This window comes from Vibrio sp. Vb0937 (genome assembly GCF_033338855.1).
Map to the genome: position 1 here is coordinate 363,521 of NZ_JAWOTK010000002.1, position 17,224 is coordinate 380,744.

15 protein-coding genes are annotated in these 17,224 nt (G+C 45.3%); 4 read left to right on the forward strand and 11 right to left on the reverse strand.

All coding sequences use genetic code 11. The annotated features are described in order from the left end of the window. Positions 1 to 5 precede the first annotated feature (5 nt). From R7P67_RS05190 to R7P67_RS05235, 10 genes are all read right to left on the reverse strand, one after another. On the reverse strand, positions 6 to 911 hold the full coding sequence (locus tag R7P67_RS05190) for a LysR family transcriptional regulator (RefSeq protein WP_005376541.1): 906 nt from the start codon (positions 909 to 911) through the stop codon (positions 6 to 8). 172 nt (positions 912 to 1,083) lie between these two features. Continuing rightward, positions 1,084 to 1,509: a bifunctional diaminohydroxyphosphoribosylaminopyrimidine deaminase/5-amino-6-(5-phosphoribosylamino)uracil reductase RibD gene (locus R7P67_RS05195; RefSeq protein WP_005376542.1), complete on the reverse strand. Its 426-nt coding sequence runs from the start codon at positions 1,507 to 1,509 to the stop codon at positions 1,084 to 1,086. A gap of 49 nt (positions 1,510 to 1,558) precedes the next feature. Continuing rightward, positions 1,559 to 2,860, reverse strand: coding sequence for a BatD family protein (locus tag R7P67_RS05200; RefSeq protein WP_025767853.1), 1,302 nt, complete (start codon positions 2,858 to 2,860; stop codon positions 1,559 to 1,561). Next, positions 2,857 to 4,587 (reverse strand): VWA domain-containing protein, encoded by a 1,731-nt coding sequence (locus R7P67_RS05205; RefSeq protein WP_025767854.1) that lies wholly within the window; start codon positions 4,585 to 4,587, stop codon positions 2,857 to 2,859. The genes R7P67_RS05200 and R7P67_RS05205 overlap by 4 nt, the downstream gene beginning before the upstream one ends. Next, the gene (locus R7P67_RS05210; protein WP_025767855.1) at positions 4,580 to 5,650 is read right to left on the reverse strand and encodes a vWA domain-containing protein; all 1,071 of its coding nucleotides are present in this window, start codon (positions 5,648 to 5,650) and stop codon (positions 4,580 to 4,582) included. The genes R7P67_RS05205 and R7P67_RS05210 overlap by 8 nt, the downstream gene beginning before the upstream one ends. Then, entirely contained in the window at positions 5,643 to 6,221 is a 579-nt protein-coding gene (locus tag R7P67_RS05215; protein WP_262653576.1) for a DUF4381 domain-containing protein, read from the reverse strand. Before R7P67_RS05215 ends, R7P67_RS05210 begins: the two co-directional genes overlap by 8 nt. Continuing rightward, positions 6,222 to 7,184, reverse strand: coding sequence for a DUF58 domain-containing protein (locus R7P67_RS05220; RefSeq protein WP_017821549.1), 963 nt, complete (start codon positions 7,182 to 7,184; stop codon positions 6,222 to 6,224). A gap of 12 nt (positions 7,185 to 7,196) precedes the next feature. After that, the gene (locus R7P67_RS05225; protein ID WP_005376549.1) at positions 7,197 to 8,180 is read right to left on the reverse strand and encodes an AAA family ATPase; all 984 of its coding nucleotides are present in this window, start codon (positions 8,178 to 8,180) and stop codon (positions 7,197 to 7,199) included. Between the two features lie 85 nt (positions 8,181 to 8,265). Further along, the gene (locus tag R7P67_RS05230) at positions 8,266 to 9,567 is read right to left on the reverse strand and encodes an anaerobic sulfatase maturase (RefSeq protein WP_033906479.1); all 1,302 of its coding nucleotides are present in this window, start codon (positions 9,565 to 9,567) and stop codon (positions 8,266 to 8,268) included. 106 nt (positions 9,568 to 9,673) lie between these two features. After that, positions 9,674 to 11,200: an arylsulfatase gene (locus tag R7P67_RS05235; protein WP_017635363.1), complete on the reverse strand. Its 1,527-nt coding sequence runs from the start codon at positions 11,198 to 11,200 to the stop codon at positions 9,674 to 9,676. 140 nt (positions 11,201 to 11,340) lie between these two features. On the opposite strand from R7P67_RS05235, the gene R7P67_RS05240 reads away from it, so the two are divergent. Then, positions 11,341 to 12,198 carry a LysR family transcriptional regulator gene (locus R7P67_RS05240; protein ID WP_005376559.1) on the forward strand — a complete coding sequence of 286 codons (858 nt, stop codon included), beginning with the start codon at positions 11,341 to 11,343 and terminating at the stop codon, positions 12,196 to 12,198. Positions 12,199 to 12,332: 134 nt separating this feature from the next. Here the strand turns inward: R7P67_RS05240 and R7P67_RS05245 are convergent, their stop codons facing one another. Then, positions 12,333 to 13,880, reverse strand: coding sequence for an arylsulfatase (locus R7P67_RS05245; protein WP_005376560.1), 1,548 nt, complete (start codon positions 13,878 to 13,880; stop codon positions 12,333 to 12,335). 306 nt (positions 13,881 to 14,186) lie between these two features. Here R7P67_RS05245 and R7P67_RS05250 point away from each other — a divergent pair, with 306 nt between their 5' ends. The 3 genes from R7P67_RS05250 to R7P67_RS05260 all read left to right on the forward strand — a co-directional run bounded on the left by R7P67_RS05250 (position 14,187) and on the right by R7P67_RS05260 (position 17,218). Beyond that, complete coding sequence (locus R7P67_RS05250; protein ID WP_005376561.1) at positions 14,187 to 14,573, forward strand: winged helix-turn-helix domain-containing protein; 387 nt, start codon at positions 14,187 to 14,189, stop codon at positions 14,571 to 14,573. Between the two features lie 80 nt (positions 14,574 to 14,653). Next, entirely contained in the window at positions 14,654 to 17,008 is a 2,355-nt protein-coding gene (locus R7P67_RS05255; protein ID WP_262596033.1) for a fatty acid cis/trans isomerase, read from the forward strand. 18 nt (positions 17,009 to 17,026) lie between these two features. Next, entirely contained in the window at positions 17,027 to 17,218 is a 192-nt protein-coding gene (locus R7P67_RS05260) for a hypothetical protein (RefSeq protein WP_005376565.1), read from the forward strand. The last annotated feature ends 6 nt before the right edge of the window (positions 17,219 to 17,224 follow it).

Consider the following 17,224-nt stretch of genomic DNA (forward strand, 5'->3'; position numbering starts at 1 on the left):
ACTTCCTATTGGTTGATGACTTTTCCTGCTTGCTTAATCTGTGAACGTAACCACTGATGGGCGCTGTCGTTTGTGCGACTAGGATGCCAGATTGTACAAAGCTCATACATTTGTTCATCAAATGGCATTGATAAAGATTTAACATGATAGGTGTTATTGAACAAGTTGATCATCGACTCTGGCATTAAACCAATGTATTCACTACCACAAATAATTGGGAGCATTTCTAGTACGCCTGAGGCTCGATACTTAATCTTTCTCTTATCCAAGTCGACAATGTCATCGGCGTTTAACAAGCTCTTACGACTCTGCCACTGCGAAACCACTACGTGTTCTTCTTCAAAAAATTGTTCAGCCGTAATCTCGTCATTCAGGCGTGGATGCGCTTCGCTACATACCACCACCAAACGCTCCGTAAGTACAGTTTCCAGTTTTAACACCGTTCTTGCTCTTGGTGTGATATCAATGATCAAATCGTATCGTTGTAACCGCAGATCACTTTCAAAATCTTCCGTAAAAAGCGGATGTACTTCTAATGCAACATTTGGCGCCGACACACGGATTTGTTTCATGACTTGAGGTAGCAACTCAAAGCTTGCAACGGACACACAGGCAATAGAAAACACTCTATTCGACACTTTAGGGTCAAACTCACTAGAGGCCGATAATGTCGAAGTGAAATTTTGTACTGAAGCTAGAAGAGCAGGATAAATATCCATCGCAAACGAGGTAGGCTCGACACCTTTAACGCAACGATGAAACAATGGGTCATCGTAGATATCACGTAGCCTTGCTAGCGCTTTACTCACCGCAGGCTGGGTGATGTTTAAACGCGCCGCCGCCCGAGACAAGTTACGCTCTTCATAGATGGCAGTGAAAATGGGAATAAGATTAAGGTCGGTCGGTTTCATGCTATTAAATTTTTCAAAAGTCACTTTCTCTATTTTAATCTAACAGCATGATCCTTCACGTAGCCAAGTGCAATAAATGGGCGGTATCGCTTGTTTTAATGAGTTTTAACTCAATTTTGACGCACTTCATTCACCACATAAACTGGCACCATAGTGCAACGTAAAGCTTGACTTAGGCTTTGCCTAGGTAAGGGGTAAGAAACTCGCTGACTTCCTCGCCGCACAAACCCGTTTCTACCTCTATACCTGCTTGTTTTAGAATCTCGATACCTCGACCACTGTTGCGCGGGTCGGGGTCCAATATGGCTACGACGACTTTGCTTATGCCGGATTTGACTAATGTCACCGCGCAAGCTGGCGTGCGACCAACAAACGAACACGGTTCCAGCGTAACGTATGCCGTCACCGATTCTAACGAGCCTTGATACGCATTCAGCGCTTCCACTTCCGCGTGATTGCCACCAATCGCTTGAGTATGACCTTCAGAAACGATTTGATTGTCTTTCACTAACACGCAGCCAACCGGCGGGTTGGGTTGACATTCAGGAAGCGCATTTTTGGACACTTCCAATGCGCGGCGCATAAACTCTTGGCTCATTTGAACTCTATTCTCTAATAAAAACGAGGCGCTATATTAGCGCCCCGTTTTATTCATTGCCATCTCTTCCAATGACTTTGTCCAGTTCTGGTAACGCTCGCGGAATACGGAATTTAAAGCGTTTTTGTTTGGTCTGGACTTTGCGCCACATCGACTTCAGTAAATGAGCGCTATTTTCACCATTTTGCATTCGCGACGCACTTTTTTGCCACGATTCACTCGTATCGGCTTTGGTCATTTCTAGCTCGGCCGTATTTAAACGCAATTGTTTGTACAATATGGTCCTTGCTTCAGACCAACGTTTAGCCTTTAACAAACGGTGGAACGTCAGCCATGCTGGTGTCGGTCTGTTGCGGTAGTAACGTTTAATGGCTACCAATGAAATAATCACAAAACCCAGAAATACAAGCGTGGATACAATCCATGCAAAGTACGTTTTGATGAAGGATTTCAACGTGTGCTTCGCAGCAAATGTTTTGCCCTCTAACACCACCGTTTCCACTTGTTGAGTCTTACTGTTCCACCAACGGAACTCATAATCTGGCAGGGTTAATTCACCACCTTGTTGAATCACGTACACACTCTCTTCTGTGCGTGTTGACTGGTAGTCACCACGTGTTTGCGTATCTGTAAGACGGTGCGGTTGAGGATACGCTTGGTAACGGGTTGTTGATTCTCCTTTCAACAAGTCTGGTAGCAACACAGATAGCGAATCATGAGCCAAAATGGTGATTTTACGCGTGATTGCATCCCCAACTTTGAGTGACTCAGTGGAGGTTTCCCACTCTTGTTTTACGTCTACGTGCGTTGCAGAAAACCAAGGCGTATCACCGCTCAACAATCCCGATGGCAAGACAGTTTTGAACTTAATCGGCTGCGTATAAAGTGTGCCTGACACCTTCTCGCCATCCGGCGCCGACACCTGAACGCCCACAGCGACAGGTGGAATCACAAAATCACCAGATGCTTGTGGATACAAAGTCACTTCCCAGCGTTGACGCGACCAAGTTTGTCCCTCTTTTTGCTCAGTAAAGTTGGTTGCTAGTTGATTACGCTGTTTGGCGATAACATTGGGTATTTCAATATTGCCAATTCTCGTACCACCCGTAAACCAACGCGGCGTTGCCACTTCGATGGTTAAAATAACTTGCTCATTGACGCTAAAACTTGGTGTTTTACGCTTCTCTCCAGCCGTTGGTTGTTTACCAACCCACGCTTGTAACTCAACACCATGCTCTCGTTGAACGTCACGAATATCTTGAGCCAACACACTACTGCTCAGGAGGAAACCGAAACAGATAACTAACCACAAGGGTAAAGCAAAGGGCGTAAAACGGTGGCTTTTCATCATTGCACCGCCTCCTCTGTATTTTCGTTCGCAGTAGAAGTTGATTCTCCGGTTTCTATTGAACGCAATTGAATCTGAAACTTCGCATTTAAGAAGTATTTAGGATCCGCTTCGACTCGCTTTAACCATTTGTCGGCTAATTCTTGGCTACCTAAGATGTCGTCTGCACTTAACGTCTCTTTAATCATCAACTCCGCTGACGTTTTTTCATCCGCCCCTTCTGCGGTTTGAGGGTTATCGCCTAGCTCGGTTGATGCTTCTTGCTCCGTTCCTGCCTGACTCTCACTCATCCGGTTGATGTCCTCTACAATACCACCAATCACTTTCAAGTTATGCTCAACATCCGGTCTTAGCCTCTCGCTTAATGTTGGCTTGTTGGCTAGGGATTTTAACAAGTCACGTGCAGCCAAATATTCACGCTGACGCGCCAATGCACTCGCCGCATTATAAAGACCGTAATCTCGAACCTCTTCGGACGGGTCGTTTTGCATTTCCAAAAACGCACTGTGGGCGAGTTCAAACTCGCTAGCGTAGTAGTACGCCGTCCCTTTGCGTAATGGATCGACAAAGTGTTTCGCGGCTTCTAAATAGGCTTGTTGGTTGAACAAACGCTGTCCTTGTTGATCTGGCGTTAGCCACAAATCCCACCACCATTGCGTCACCTTGTCGAAAGCCGTCACTTTTTGCACAACTTGTGGCTGCTCGGCTTTAACTGAAATGTTCTCGGCCAATGCACTTGTTGGCATCAATAACGTGCCGCTCACCATTACAATCACGCACCACTGCACTAACCACCCTTTTCTAAACCACAGCATCATGATCAGCGCGATTGGGAACAGAAGTTGATACCCCATGTCTTTCCAAGGCATTGAAGATTCGCCATTAAGCTGCATATTGCGCTCTACGTATCGATTCAGTTGCTCGATATCACTATTATCGACGGTCACTTCCACCAATCGACCGTTAGTCTGACTAGCCAGTTTTTGTAGAGAATCCAAATCCATTGGGTTGTTACTCACAATGTCAGCATTCCCTGCCGCAAGAATTAACAGTTGATAAGGTTTGCCCGAGAAATACGCTTGGTATTGCTCAATCGTGGCTGGATTAACGCCATCACTCACCAACAGAACAGTGGAGCCTGGTTGACCTTGCAATTGTTGGTCAATTAACGGCAATGCTTTTTCGGCAAGCTTACCTTGCACGGGCATAATTTCTGGCGTAATGGCCGCCAAAAACGGGTCAAATACTTTGCTGTCTTGAGTTATAGGCATCGCGACATGAGCACTGCCCGCGAACACGACTAAACCCGTTTTTCCGCCTTTTCGCGCGGCTAGCAAATCGCGTATTTTCTGTTTGGAACGCTCAAGGCGGCTTGGTGGGAGATCTTTTTGCAGCATCGAGTCACTGTTATCAAGCACCACAAGCATAGAGGCTTTATCTTCGCCAAAGGGGGAAGATTCACGTTGCCACGTTGGGCCTGCACAAATCACAATGGCGATGAACACAATCAGCATCAAGAGCTTAAGCGGCAGTTGCTTACGCCAACCTCGCTCACCTATCGTCAAAGCATTGCGTAAATGTTCGGGCAGAATATCCTTCCAGCTTGGCTTGCTTTCTTCTCGCCAGCGTAACCACACCAAGAAAAACATGGGGACCAAAGCCAGTAACCACAGTGGTCGAATAAAATGAAACTGCGTAAAGAATTGCGTCCAACTAAGAGAATCAAACATCGCTCTCTCCTAATGATGATCGTGTAACAGCCCTTCTTTTAAGTGTTGCGACGCTGAACGCGAGCAAATGCATGATGACCACTAACGCCATCAAGTAATGATGAAGACTTTGTTTTGGGCGGTATGTGGTGCTTTCGTAAAGTTGAGGTTCCAGTTTGCCAATTTCGTCGTAGGCAGCCGATAGTTCATCACGGTTGAGTGCTTCAAACGCTTCACCGCCGGATTCTTTCGCAATGCGATGAATCGTGTCCATATCCAACGCGGTTTCACCTATCGTTTCCGGATCGCCCATCGCAATCACGTGCACTCTCACGCCTTTGGCTTTCGCAACTTTCGCCGCATCAATCGGTTCAACAAAACTGCCCGTGTCGTTACCATCGGTTAATACAATCGCGACTTTTTCACGGTTTTGGTCTTGTTCTAAAGCACCACGCGACTTATCGCTTTGCTCAAAAACTTTAATCGCTAAGCCAATCGCATCACCAAGATGGGTACTCTGCCCTGCCATTGCCACATCGGTTTGGTTAAGCAGTTCGAGCCACACTTTTTGGTCTGCGGTAAATGGCGTTTGCACGAAAGCAGCATCACCAAAAAGCACCAAGCCTAATCGGTCACCTTTACGAGACTGAACAAACTCCGACAGCACTTCTTTTGCCGCATCAAGACGAGAAATTTTTTCGCCTGTACGTGAGGTGAAATCTGGCTCGGCCATGGAGCCCGAAAGATCCACCACCACCATCACATCGCGACCTAAACTCTCGCGAACTTGAGGCTCGCCTAACACGGTGGGTTTTGCCATCGCACACACCACCAAAAGCCATGAGAGAATTAACGTTGCTCGTTGCCACCAACTCGGGGTCAACTGGCTTGCACCTTCTGATGGCGTCTCACCAATCGCTTCCACCAGCTGACTAAAAAACGGCACTTTGATCGCCATTTGCTTAGTGCGATATGCAGGCACCAAGTAGTACACCACCAACGGCAAGGGCAAAACCAGAAACCACATTGGGTGAGCAAATTCAAAACCAGACAAACCAGTTATCGATGCAAGAAGATCATTCATGTTGACCTCCCTGATGTGATTTGCGTTTCAATCGTGGTGATTTCTTTGCCGCGCTTTTTTGAGCATCACCACGGTGTTCACTCACCCAGTTTTTCGCACGAGCAATTAGCGTTACACGATCTTCGTTGGTTAGCGTAACGCTTGGGTCGACAATACTTTGTAGCCAGCGCTTTGAAAGCTCATCGTTAAAGACCACAAGCGAGTTTGCTTGAGAATCTTCGGTTTGCGGATACAGCGCATCGAGCTTGCGCAGAAAGGCGGTATCAAACAATTTCGCGTTGCGGCTATCAATATGAATCAGCACTACTTTAAGCACCGAGAACAATGCTTTAGGCATGTCTTTGTCGCTCGATTTGATTTGCGAAATCGCCATTAGAGCTTCTTTTCGGTAACGATTATGCCACCATTGCCGAGCCAAGCGATATGCGAAATATACCAATGTAATGAACGCAACCGCCGCTAAAATTTTCCAGCCAATAGTTTGCGGGTACCAACTCACGCTGGGTGGTACAGCCACATCATGCAGCTCTCTGAGTATGTAGGTACTTGGAGGCGTAGGAAGATCACTCATTTAACGCCCTCCTACCAGTTTTTGGAATTGTTTAATGTGCTCACCTGTCGTATCGAGTTCGATGTGCGGAAGGTGTTTCATCGCCATAAGTTGAGAGAGTGATTGACGCTGTAAGCTAGTTCGAGCCTCAAGCTTTGCGCTCGCAGCTTCTACCTTTGCTTTGCTGTCTAAATTGAGTTGATACTGCCCATCACCAACCACCCATTTCGATTTTGCCAAATCGTCTGGTAGCGCTTGTTCTAATGGGTCACTGACCATCACTGCAAGAACATCGTTGTGCTGTTGTAGCTGTTTAAGGTGATCAAGGTGGTGCTCCTCGCAGTCGCTCCAGTCGCTGATAAAAATCAAAGTGGATTGCTTGAGCTTCATGCGTTTAATAAGCTCAATCCATTGACTGAACGTTACTTTTTCGGAATTGCAGGAGTCCACATTGAGCGATTGATTGGCTTTAGCGAGACGTTTAAGTTGCGCCAGAAGATCGTTTTGCGAACGCTGTGCCTTGCTGTGAAACAACGCCTGCGGGGATGCGATGACAAAACCGACTCGGTCGCCATCTTTTAATACTCGCCACCCACACATCGCTGCGATCTCTGCCGCGACAACTGATTTCATTACTTGCGTCGAAGCAAAAAACATTGTGCTTCTCTGGTCGACACACACGATTACGTTGCGATCTTTTTCTTCTGTATAGCTGCGCACGTGCGGCTTACCTGTACGCATCGTAACTTTCCAATCAAGGTTACGAATATCGTCACCCAATTGGTAATGGCGCAGCTCTTCGAAGTTCAATCCACGACCGCGAAACAACGAATTGTGTCGGCCAGAGAGTACGCTACCCGCCTTTAGGTGAGGAAGTAAACTGAATGATTCTGCTTGTGCTTGCAGACGTACTAAACGAGCGTAATCGCAGTACAAACGGGGATCCATCCCCTGTGATTTTGGCGCAAGAGTTGGCTTAGCCATAATGCCTCCCACTTACCCAATTTCTACACAATCTAGCAGCTCTTGTACGACTCGTTGGTGATCGACTCCGTCTGCTAGCGCATCGTAGGTCAAAGAAAAACGGTGGCCCAATACAGACGGAACCATGGCACGCACATCGTCAGGAGTAACGTGGTCACGTCCTTGCATCCACGCATACGCACGAGCGCATTTGTCGAGTGCGATGGAAGCACGAGGACTAGAGCCAATCTCAATCCATTTTGCTAAGTTTGAATCGGCATAACGCTCTGGCTTACGAGTCGCCATCACTAACGCAACGATGTAGTTTTCCACTAGGTCTGATACCACGATGTTTGGTAACTGACGACGCGCTTCTAGCACCACGTCTGGCTCGATGTGTTTTGGCGTAATAATTTCGCTGCTGGTTTCCGCACCCAATTCTTCACTGCGCACCAAACGAATGATGTCACGTTCTGCGTCATCTTCTGGATAATCGACGGTAACCTTCATGATAAAGCGATCCATTTGCGCTTCTGGCAGTGGGTACGTGCCCTCTTGCTCTACAGGGTTTTGCGTTGCAAGCACCATAAATAAGTCTGGCAATACGTGAGTTTTATCGCCTACCGTGATTGTGCCTTCGGCCATGGCTTCAAGCAGTGCCGCTTGTACTTTGGCTGGTGCACGGTTGACCTCATCAGCAAGTACAATGCTGTTAAAAATTGGCCCTGGCTGAAAATGGAGTTGCGGCTTACCATCCAGCTCTTGATAAACCTCAGTACCCGTCACGTCAGATGGTAAAAGATCCGGCGTAAACTGGATTCGACCAAAACTGGTGTTTAACAAGTTCGCCAAAGATTTTACGGAACGTGTTTTTGCCGTTCCCGGTAAACCTTCTAGCAGAATATGCCCATTTGTTAATAACCCGATGACTAAAGCTCGAACCACGTGGCTTTGTCCAATGACGCTTTTTTCTGTTTGTTCGATGAGTTCTTTTATCGCTTGTTGTGCGTGGTTCATAGGATACCTTTTCAATGGTTTAAGCCGTCTTTTCGATAGTTAAGTATAAGAACAAATGAAATAACTTAAGGTTATATTCACTATGTTATCTTTGCGGTTCTTGAGATTGGAGAAGTTGTGCAAGACCAACCAACATCGGTAACGCATAATCAAAGAACATTTTGATTCCCGAACACAAATAGTTTAGACCACTCTCACCATTCGGCGTTTTGATCAAACGGTTTTTTGGGCACTCACCCCAACAATAAGGCAAGTAAGGGCATTGCTTACAATACGTCGGCAATGAATCGCGTTTTGCCATGCCAAAAGTATATTGTCTTGTAGAGAAGGCCATTTCATTCAGTGAGTGTTCATGAATGTTGGCGAGTTTGTATTCTGGATACACATAGTGGTCGCAACTGAACACGTCGCCATTGTGCTCAATCGCCAACCCTTTGCCACAAAACTCCGCCGTCACGCAAAGCTGAGACGGTTTCCCCATTACTTGCGCCACCGCGGTTTCAAACAGATTAACCAGCACACGGCCAAGATCGTTATTCACCCACTCTTCAAAGGTCGCCATTAAAAAGCGTCCCCAGTCTTCAGGATCGACTGACCAATCCGTTACAATCGACATTGGATGCCCCGGTTTAGCCAGATCACTGCCTTTGGTTGGGATCATCTGTTCGTTCCAAAACTGCGGCGCGGTTGTTTGGAAGTTGTTGGCTTCTACCACCGGCGCAAACTGAATATAAGTCACACCCAATTCTTGGGTTAAAAATCGATATACTTCGAGCGGGTATTTCGCATTGTGACGATTCACCGTGACCAACGCGTTGAATTTCACGCCATGCGCTTTGAGCTTATCTACCGCTTTCATCACGAGATCAAACGTTGGCTTACCGCTGCGGGTTTTGCGATATTTGTCGTGCAGCTCTCGTGGCCCATCAATCGACAAGCCAACTAGGAAGTTGTGTTCTTTTAAAAACGCACACCACTCATCGTTTAGCAAAATGCCGTTGGTCTGAAGGTCGTTTTCAATGCGAACGCCTTTCGGCTGATATTTCTTTTGCAAAGCTACGACATTGCGGAAATAGTCCAACCCAAGCAGCGTCGGCTCCCCGCCCTGCCATGAGAATACAATTTCTTCGCCATCCTGACTTTCGATATAGCTTTTCACGAACGCTTCCAGTGTTGCGTCGTCCATTTTTGGCTGCTTTTCTTGGTGCAGTAGATTTTCTTTATGCAGATAAAAGCAGTACTGACAATCGATGTTGCACTTTGCTCCGCCTGGCTTTGCCATCACATGGAATCGACGGTCATACGCGCCCAGAACAGGCGCTTTAGACGCCGTTTTAAGAGGAACAATAGGCATAGTAGTAGAATGGCGAGGGGAAATCTTACTCATACGTTTCTCACTATTACATATACCCAAATAACCTCGTGAGCGCTGTACAGCAAAAGTGAAGCTATTTGGGTATATAGCGCTCCAAAAAGCGCTATATAATCTTAATTTACTTAGAAGACTTAGGTACGAACGAACCTGCTTCCATACGAGGCGGGAATTCTTTGAATGTACCCATCACCTCTTTCACTGTATCCATTGCTGGCATCATTAAGAATGAACGCTCGTACATCCAACGAGAATAACCCATGCCTTGATCGCCTCGTTCAAATGGATCAATGCTCAAGTCAAAGATCAGTGGCACACGAAGTTTAGTGAACGGCTTACGCCATACATCCATACCCGTTTCATTCTCTTGAATCATAAAGTGGAACTTGTACTTTCCTTGGCGCAATGCCACAAGATCGCCGTCGTCGCTCCAGTAAACGAACTCATTTCGTGCGGATTTGTCTGACTTACCCGTTAAATATGGCAGTTGGTTGTAACCGTCTAGGTGAACTTTGTAGTCCATATCGCCAACTTTTTTGCCTTTTAGCAGTTCGTCTTTAACTTTGGTATCACCTGCCGCAGCAACTAGTGTCGGGAAAAAGTCCTCTAATGACATCATGCCGTTGAATGTTTTACCTGCCTCAATTTTTCCAGGCCATTTAATCAACATTGGCACACGGAAACTCCCTTCCCAGCCAGTGTTTTTCTCTGAGCGGAACGGTGTCATCCCTGCATCCGGCCACAAATCAACCATAGGGCCGTTGTCAGTGGTGTAAACAATGATTGTATTGTCATCCACACCTAACTCTTTGATCTTGTTAAGTAGCTGACCGATTTGGTCATCGTGCTGCTTAACACCATCCGCGTAGAAACCGGCACCTGTTTTACCTTGGTACTCTTCAGGAACATGTGTAAAGTTGTGCATGCGAGTGGTGTTAAACCAAGTAAAGAACGGCTTGTCCGCTTTTACTTGCTTTTCTATGAAGCTCTCTGCGGCATCAAGAAACTCACCATCAACATTTTCCATACGCTTACGCGTTAGTGGACCGGTATCTTCGATTTTGCCGTCAGCGTAAGAATGGATAACGCCACGAGGGCCAAATTTCTTCTTGAACTCCGGATCTTTAGGGTAATCCACGTTCTCTGGCTCTTCTTCTGCGTTCAAGTGGTATAGGTTGCCGAAGAATTCATCAAAACCGTGGTTGGTAGGAAGATGCTCGTCTCGGTCACCTAAATGGTTCTTACCAAATTGTCCGGTTGCGTAACCCATTTGTTTAAGCACGGTTGCAATCGTCGGATCTTTTTCCGAGATACCTTCCGGAGCGCCTGGTAAGCCCACTTTTGATAGACCTGTACGTTTTGGCATTTGACCAGTGATGAATGCAGAACGGCCTGCTGTCGAGCTTTGCTGTGCGTAGAAGTTAGTGAACTTCGCACCTTCTTTAGCAATGCTATCGATGTTTGGCGTGTTGTACGCCATCATGCCTTGGTTATAGGTACTAAGGTTCCAGTAACCAACATCATCACCAAAGATGACAAGAATGTTGGGTTTGTCCGCTGCATGTGCAACTGCAGATGCAGCGCCCAAAGCTAACGTACATGCGTTAAGTACGAGTTTTTTACTGCTCGTTTTGGTCGCATTTTTCATATTATCTCCAAGAGTTCGCTAGTGCGTAAAAATGGTATTCGCTTTTCAATACCATTGTTGATATAAGATAAAGCACTAATTTCAGGCGATAAATGCAGTCAAAATTAGTTAACCTATAAATTAAATTTATGAGTGACGTTATGGACTTGAATTTGATCCAAACTTTTCTTGTTGTTGCTGAGTTTCAATCTTATACAAAAGCCGCGGAACAATTAGGGCTTACACAACCTGCTGTGAGCGCTGCAATAAAGCGTTTAGAGCAAGTCGTAGATAAGCAATTATTCGTTAAAAAAGGACGAGGTATCGCACTAACCTCCACCGCTTATCAATTACTGCCGCAATTCCAGCAAGCGGTTAGTATTATTGACAATGCGATATCTGATAGAAATCATTTTGAAGTGTGTTGTTCGGAAATTTTGTTGCACATTATGGACCCGATAAAGAACACTATTTTTTATGAATCACCACCCGAAAAATTCCTATTATTTGAGCTGTTAAGACAACAAAAAGTCGATCTAGTAATCGATACGGTGATCACGAAAGATGCAGCGTTTATTATTGAAGATGCCTATGAGGAAGAAGCCGTGGTTATCTGTCGTGAGAACCATCCCCGTGTACACGGCACGCTCACAAAAGAGCAATTTTATGAGGAAACTCACTGTTTATTTTCAGGAAAATGGAACAACATGTCGGGGTTCGAGCAACTAGCAAAGGAAACAATTCAAGAAAGAAAAGTCGACTTGATCACATCTTCGCTAGCGGGCATGGCGCTGTATGTCGCCCAAAGAGACAGTTTAGGGATCGTGTCTCAATCTTTTGCAAACAAGTGGAGCAAAGCGCTCAAACTTCAAATTTTGCCCTGCCCCATTTCGATACGCTCTATCCCTTACAAGTTCGTTTACCATAAGCGAGAGGTAAACAACCCAGCCCACATCGCTCTACGTGAAAAAATCAAAGCCAACTTAACGGCAGCCCACTACGAACCAATTTGTTTATAACTCTTGTCAATTGAAGCGTTAGGCGTTTTCGTCATCAAGCTTTCTACAAACCTGAATAGATAGAATTTTACAGATAAAAAAGAGGCTCATTTTAATGAGCCTCTTTCTAGATGTGGAACTTCACTTAGCTTTTCTTACTTATTTGGGTTCTCTTTTAGTTTCTCCATCACTTGATCGAGCGAGAAGCTTGCTGCTTTTTGCCTTGGTGGGAACTCTTTAAACGTTTCAAGGAATCTGCCTACGTAAGCTTGCGCAGGAACAAGCATGTAAGCACGGTCTAGCATCCAATCGTAGTAAGTGTTAGAAGTGATATCAGCCACTTCGTAAGGATCCATACGCAAGTTGAAGATCTTAGGAACACGAAGTGTGGTGAATGGTTCAGCCCAAATACGCAACGTACCTTTTGCTCGTTGCTCCATAAAGACCAGCTTCCATTTGTTATAACGAAGTGCAGTTAAGTCTCCATCATCTGAGAAGTAAAAAATTTCTTCACGTGGGGCCTTATCCTCTTTACCAGTCAAATATGGTAGGAAGTTATAGCCGTCTAGGTGAACTTTGAATTTCTTACCATTCGCACTATAACCTTTGAGCAATTTCTCTTTGATATTGTCATCACCCGCGGCAGCAACGAACGTTGGCATCCAGTCCATGTGATGCATGATATCATTCGAAACAGAGCCAGCTTTAATTTTACCCGGCCAACGTACCATCGCAGGAACTCGGTACGCACCTTCCCAGTTGGTATTTTTCTCTCCACGGAATGGCGTTGTGCCTGCATCTGGCCACGAGTTCATGTGTGGGCCATTATCGGTGGAGTAAAAGACGATTGTGTTGTCTTTAATACCCAAATCATCCACTTTTTTCAGCAGCTGACCTACATGATTATCATGCTCGACCATACCATCTGCATACTCGCTGATGCCTGTTTTTCCAGAGTTCTCTTCTTTCACATGAGTACGGAAGTGCATACGAGTTGCGTTCCACCAGACAAAGAAAGGTTTTTCAGCCTTGACTGCACGATCCATAAAGTCGAGTGCCGCATCTAACGTCTCTTCATCCACGGTTTCCATGCGCTTGCGGGTTAGAGGTCCTGTATCCTCAATTTTGCCATCAGCGTACGAACGGATAACGCCGCGCGGACCGAACTTTTTACGAAACTCAGGATCTTTAGGATAATCGACGTTTTCTGGCTCCTCCTCGGCGTTCAAGTGATAAAGGTTGCCAAAAAATTCATCGAAGCCGTGATTAGTAGGAAGGTGCTCATCTTTATCACCTAAGTGGTTTTTACCAAATTGCCCTGTCATATAGCCCATCGGCTTCAGCATTTCGGCAATGGTTGCGTCCTCTTCCTTCAAGCCAAGATCAGCACCTGGAAGCCCCACTTTACTCAAACCTGTTCTAAGAACGGTTTGGCCCGTAATGAAAGTAGAACGGCCCGCTGTACAAGATTGCTCACCGTAATAGTCAGTGAACATCATGCCTTCTTTGGCGATACTGTCTATATTTGGTGTTTTGTACCCCATCAAGCCAAACGTGTAAGCACTGAGATTGGACTGGCCAATATCATCACCCCAAATGACGAGAATATTTGGTTTCTCTGCTGCGATACTGCTACTTGTCGCACCGATTAAAGCGGCGGCAAGAATCGCTAATCGGCGTTTAACGCCATATTTCGCTGTCATATAAACCTCTGTGTGTATTAGAAAAGTGCTTCCTGCAACAGAATGTATAGTTCACAAATGGCGGATAAGCGAATTTACTAAATGAGAATTCTTTCTATCTTTGCCTAACATTACACCGTTATTTGTAGCTAATACGCACTCCAATAGCACTTTAGTTCAGAGCGCCATCGCATCATTCATCACTACTGGTAATCTCAAGTATTAAGATTGTCTACGCATATCACAGTGCTCATAAAGTACCTGATTGCTTTTATATAAATATTAATGATAATACGTTTTACTACTATTAATAATTAAGGTACCCGTGTGCTTGACTCCAAGGTTTCAAATGGAAAAACTTCCCAATGCCAACACAACGGCGTTCACCATAATGATGAGGAGCTATTACTAGATAAGCGCACTCACTCTGTGGTACTCAATTACTTGCCAAACAAGAAATCTGTTCAGTTAACAAGCATTCAATTTAAGCTGCTGCAAACTCTCACTCACCATCAAGATCAAGTGCTTAGTAAGCATTTTCTTTACGAAACAGTACTAAAACGTGAATTTACTGAACATGATCGAGCACTCGATATGCACATGAGCAGAATGAGAAAGCGTCTAGTTCACGAAGGCGTTCCAACAGACAGAATTCAGACAGTCCACCGCCAGGGTTACATTTTCAAGCGCTCAGACAATCAACAGAAAAATTAACGCTAATTGACCCAACTTTTGGTAATTGACCGCTTATTTTGCTTTAATTAATGCAAATTCTAATCACGTAAAATAACTCAATGAATTTGCGCTTAATTTTTACACTTTGCATTGCTACTTTGTTTGCCGGCTGCGCAACCTATGCTGGTCTTAACTATGACCAACTGTTTGGTCCACAGCTCGTGCGTGAACGCACAGTTGACGTGGAAACCCCTCAAGCAAACTTCTTCCAAAGCGAAGTTAAACCCATTATGGATAACCGCTGTGTCGTCTGCCACGCGTGCTACGATGCACCATGCCAACTTAAGCTCTCTTCTGTTGAGGGCATTGACCGTGGTGCGAGTAAAGCACTGGTATATGAAGGAACAAGACTCACAGCCGCAGCACCAACACGCTTATTCGAAGATGCAGAAACAACCCAAGAGTGGCGCGATGCGGGTTTTCATCCGGTTCTCAACGAACGTGATCAAAGCATGGCAGCCAACATTGATGCAGGACTTATCGCACGTTTGCTACAGCAAAAAGAGCGCCACCCATTGCCTGACCAAGTCCAGTTAGAAGGCTTTGACTTTTCGATAGACCGAGAGCAAACCTGTCCAACGATTGAAGAATACGAGCAATACGAAAAGGATAACCCAACCTGGGGCATGCCTTTTGGTATGCCAAATCTATCAAACAGTGAATACCACACACTCATGACTTGGTTGGAAAACGGCGCAATAATGAACGTTCACCAACCTGTTAGTGAGAATGAGCAAGCGCAAATAGATAAGTACGAAACATTACTTAACCACTCTGATTTGAAAAATCAGCTGATGGCTAGGTATATATATGAGCATTTATTTTTATCTCATCTCTACTTTTCGGAACTCGATGAAGATCCCCGATTCTTCACGCTCGTCCGCTCTGCTACACCACCAGGACAGCCCGTCAAACGTATTTCAACGCGTCGCCCGTACGATGATCCAGGGGTTGAACGCGTGTTTTATCGAATTATTCCAGAGCAAGGGACCATAGTAGATAAAACTCACATGCCATTCGCGTTAAACAAGCAACGCATAGAGAACTGGAAAACTTGGTTTATTGATGCTGATTACACGGTTAGCCAGCTACCGAGTTATGAACCAGAAGTTGCTGCAAACCCGATGACATCATTCATCGACCTTCCAGTGAAATCGCGCTTTAAGTTCATGCTAGATAATGCGCAAAATACAATAATGGCATACATCAAAGGCCCAGTTTGTCGTGGCCAACTGGCATTGAATGTTATCAATGATCGCTTTTGGGTGTTTTTCCTTGATCCAGATAAAGCAGACATCCCAGAAGTAAATGAGTTTTACCGATCTCAGGCTGATAATCTAAAACTACCGGCAGAACAAGAGAGTAACACGCTACCTGTTACCAACTGGGTCAAGTACGCGCGCCAGCAAGCTCGCTACCTAGAGGCTAAATCTGAGTTCACTAATAACTGGTTTAAAGAAGGTGAAAACCTATCCACCGATGTAATTTGGGATGGTAATGGCGCCAACCATAATGCGGCATTAACGATATTCCGCCATTTTGATAGTGCTTCTGTTGTTCAAGGGTTAGTTGGTGAGCAGCCTAAAACAGTGTGGATTCTTGACTACGCGCTACTAGAGCGTATCCACTATTTGCTTGTTGCTGGGTTTGACGTTTACGGTAACTTCGGCCATCAGCTCATGACACGAATGTTTATGGACTTCTTGCGTCTAGAAGGCGAAAGTAACTTTATCTCGTTGTTACCCGCCGATATGCGCCATGAACTTCAATCTAGCTGGTATAAAGATCAAAGCCCGCAGTTGAGTGACTTTTTACAACGAAATGTGAAGCCGTTTAACCAACCAACCAGCGTTCAGTATAAGAGTGACGATCCAAAAACGGAGTTGGTGGAGTTGTTGAGCGAACATGTTTCAGATGTGCTTCTGCCTCGCTACGAAATTCAAGACACGGCTCTTTCTGCGAGTAGTGAAAAGCAACTAAAACGTATTGACCACGTTCGTGGTGAAGGCCTAAAAACCGTTCCGCAAATCACTATGCTTATGGTGAGAAGTCAATCAGGGGAAGATGAACTGTTCACCTTACTTCACAACAATGCACACACAAACATCTCTAGCTTGTTTGATGAAGAAAGTAACCGTGACTTTGCTAACGATGATATGACCATTGTACGCGGCGTTGTGGGAAGCTACCCTGCGGCATTTTTCTCGATCAACGAAAACCAAGTAAAAGATTTTGTCGATCAATTTAGTGCCATCCAAAACGAGTCCGATTACGTTAAGTTATTGGATAATTTTGCGATTCGTAGAAGCTCAGAAAAATTCTGGTCATTTAGCGATCGTTTACACAATTGGTACCGTACAAAACAACCGATCGAATTTGGATTACTTGACTATAATCGTTTTGAGAATCGATGATGATTTAAGGGGGTTCTCATGGGTATCCGAGATAACATTGCCGCTCTTGAACAACAGATTTACGTTGCTTGTTCTGAGGGAGACTACGAAACGGTCAATATGCTTGAGCATCAACTCGAATACTTACGTGGCAAAGTGGAACATCCTTTTGATGATGACCCTTATGCCCTAGACACTCGATTCGAGTGGGAAGATGACATGACCGAATAGAAAAAA

Excerpts from the sequence above, each read along its gene's own strand:
- R7P67_RS05235 (WP_017635363.1), bottom strand. The coding sequence starts at position 11,200 with ATGAAAAATGCGACCAAAACGAGCAGTAAAAAACTCGTACTTAACGCA.
- R7P67_RS05190 (WP_005376541.1), bottom strand. The coding sequence starts at position 911 with ATGAAACCGACCGACCTTAATCTTATTCCCATTTTCACTGCCATCTAT.
- R7P67_RS05260 (WP_005376565.1), top strand. The coding sequence starts at position 17,027 with ATGGGTATCCGAGATAACATTGCCGCTCTTGAACAACAGATTTACGTT.
- R7P67_RS05230 (WP_033906479.1), bottom strand. The coding sequence starts at position 9,567 with ATGAGTAAGATTTCCCCTCGCCATTCTACTACTATGCCTATTGTTCCT.
- R7P67_RS05220 (WP_017821549.1), bottom strand. The coding sequence starts at position 7,184 with ATGGCTAAGCCAACTCTTGCGCCAAAATCACAGGGGATGGATCCCCGT.
- R7P67_RS05240 (WP_005376559.1), top strand. The coding sequence starts at position 11,341 with ATGGACTTGAATTTGATCCAAACTTTTCTTGTTGTTGCTGAGTTTCAA.
- R7P67_RS05205 (WP_025767854.1), bottom strand. The coding sequence starts at position 4,587 with ATGTTTGATTCTCTTAGTTGGACGCAATTCTTTACGCAGTTTCATTTT.
- R7P67_RS05200 (WP_025767853.1), bottom strand. The coding sequence starts at position 2,860 with ATGATGAAAAGCCACCGTTTTACGCCCTTTGCTTTACCCTTGTGGTTA.
- R7P67_RS05245 (WP_005376560.1), bottom strand. The coding sequence starts at position 13,880 with ATGACAGCGAAATATGGCGTTAAACGCCGATTAGCGATTCTTGCCGCC.
- R7P67_RS05225 (WP_005376549.1), bottom strand. The coding sequence starts at position 8,180 with ATGAACCACGCACAACAAGCGATAAAAGAACTCATCGAACAAACAGAA.
- R7P67_RS05210 (WP_025767855.1), bottom strand. The coding sequence starts at position 5,650 with ATGAATGATCTTCTTGCATCGATAACTGGTTTGTCTGGTTTTGAATTT.
- R7P67_RS05255 (WP_262596033.1), top strand. The coding sequence starts at position 14,654 with ATGAATTTGCGCTTAATTTTTACACTTTGCATTGCTACTTTGTTTGCC.
- R7P67_RS05195 (WP_005376542.1), bottom strand. The coding sequence starts at position 1,509 with ATGAGCCAAGAGTTTATGCGCCGCGCATTGGAAGTGTCCAAAAATGCG.
- R7P67_RS05215 (WP_262653576.1), bottom strand. The coding sequence starts at position 6,221 with ATGAGTGATCTTCCTACGCCTCCAAGTACCTACATACTCAGAGAGCTG.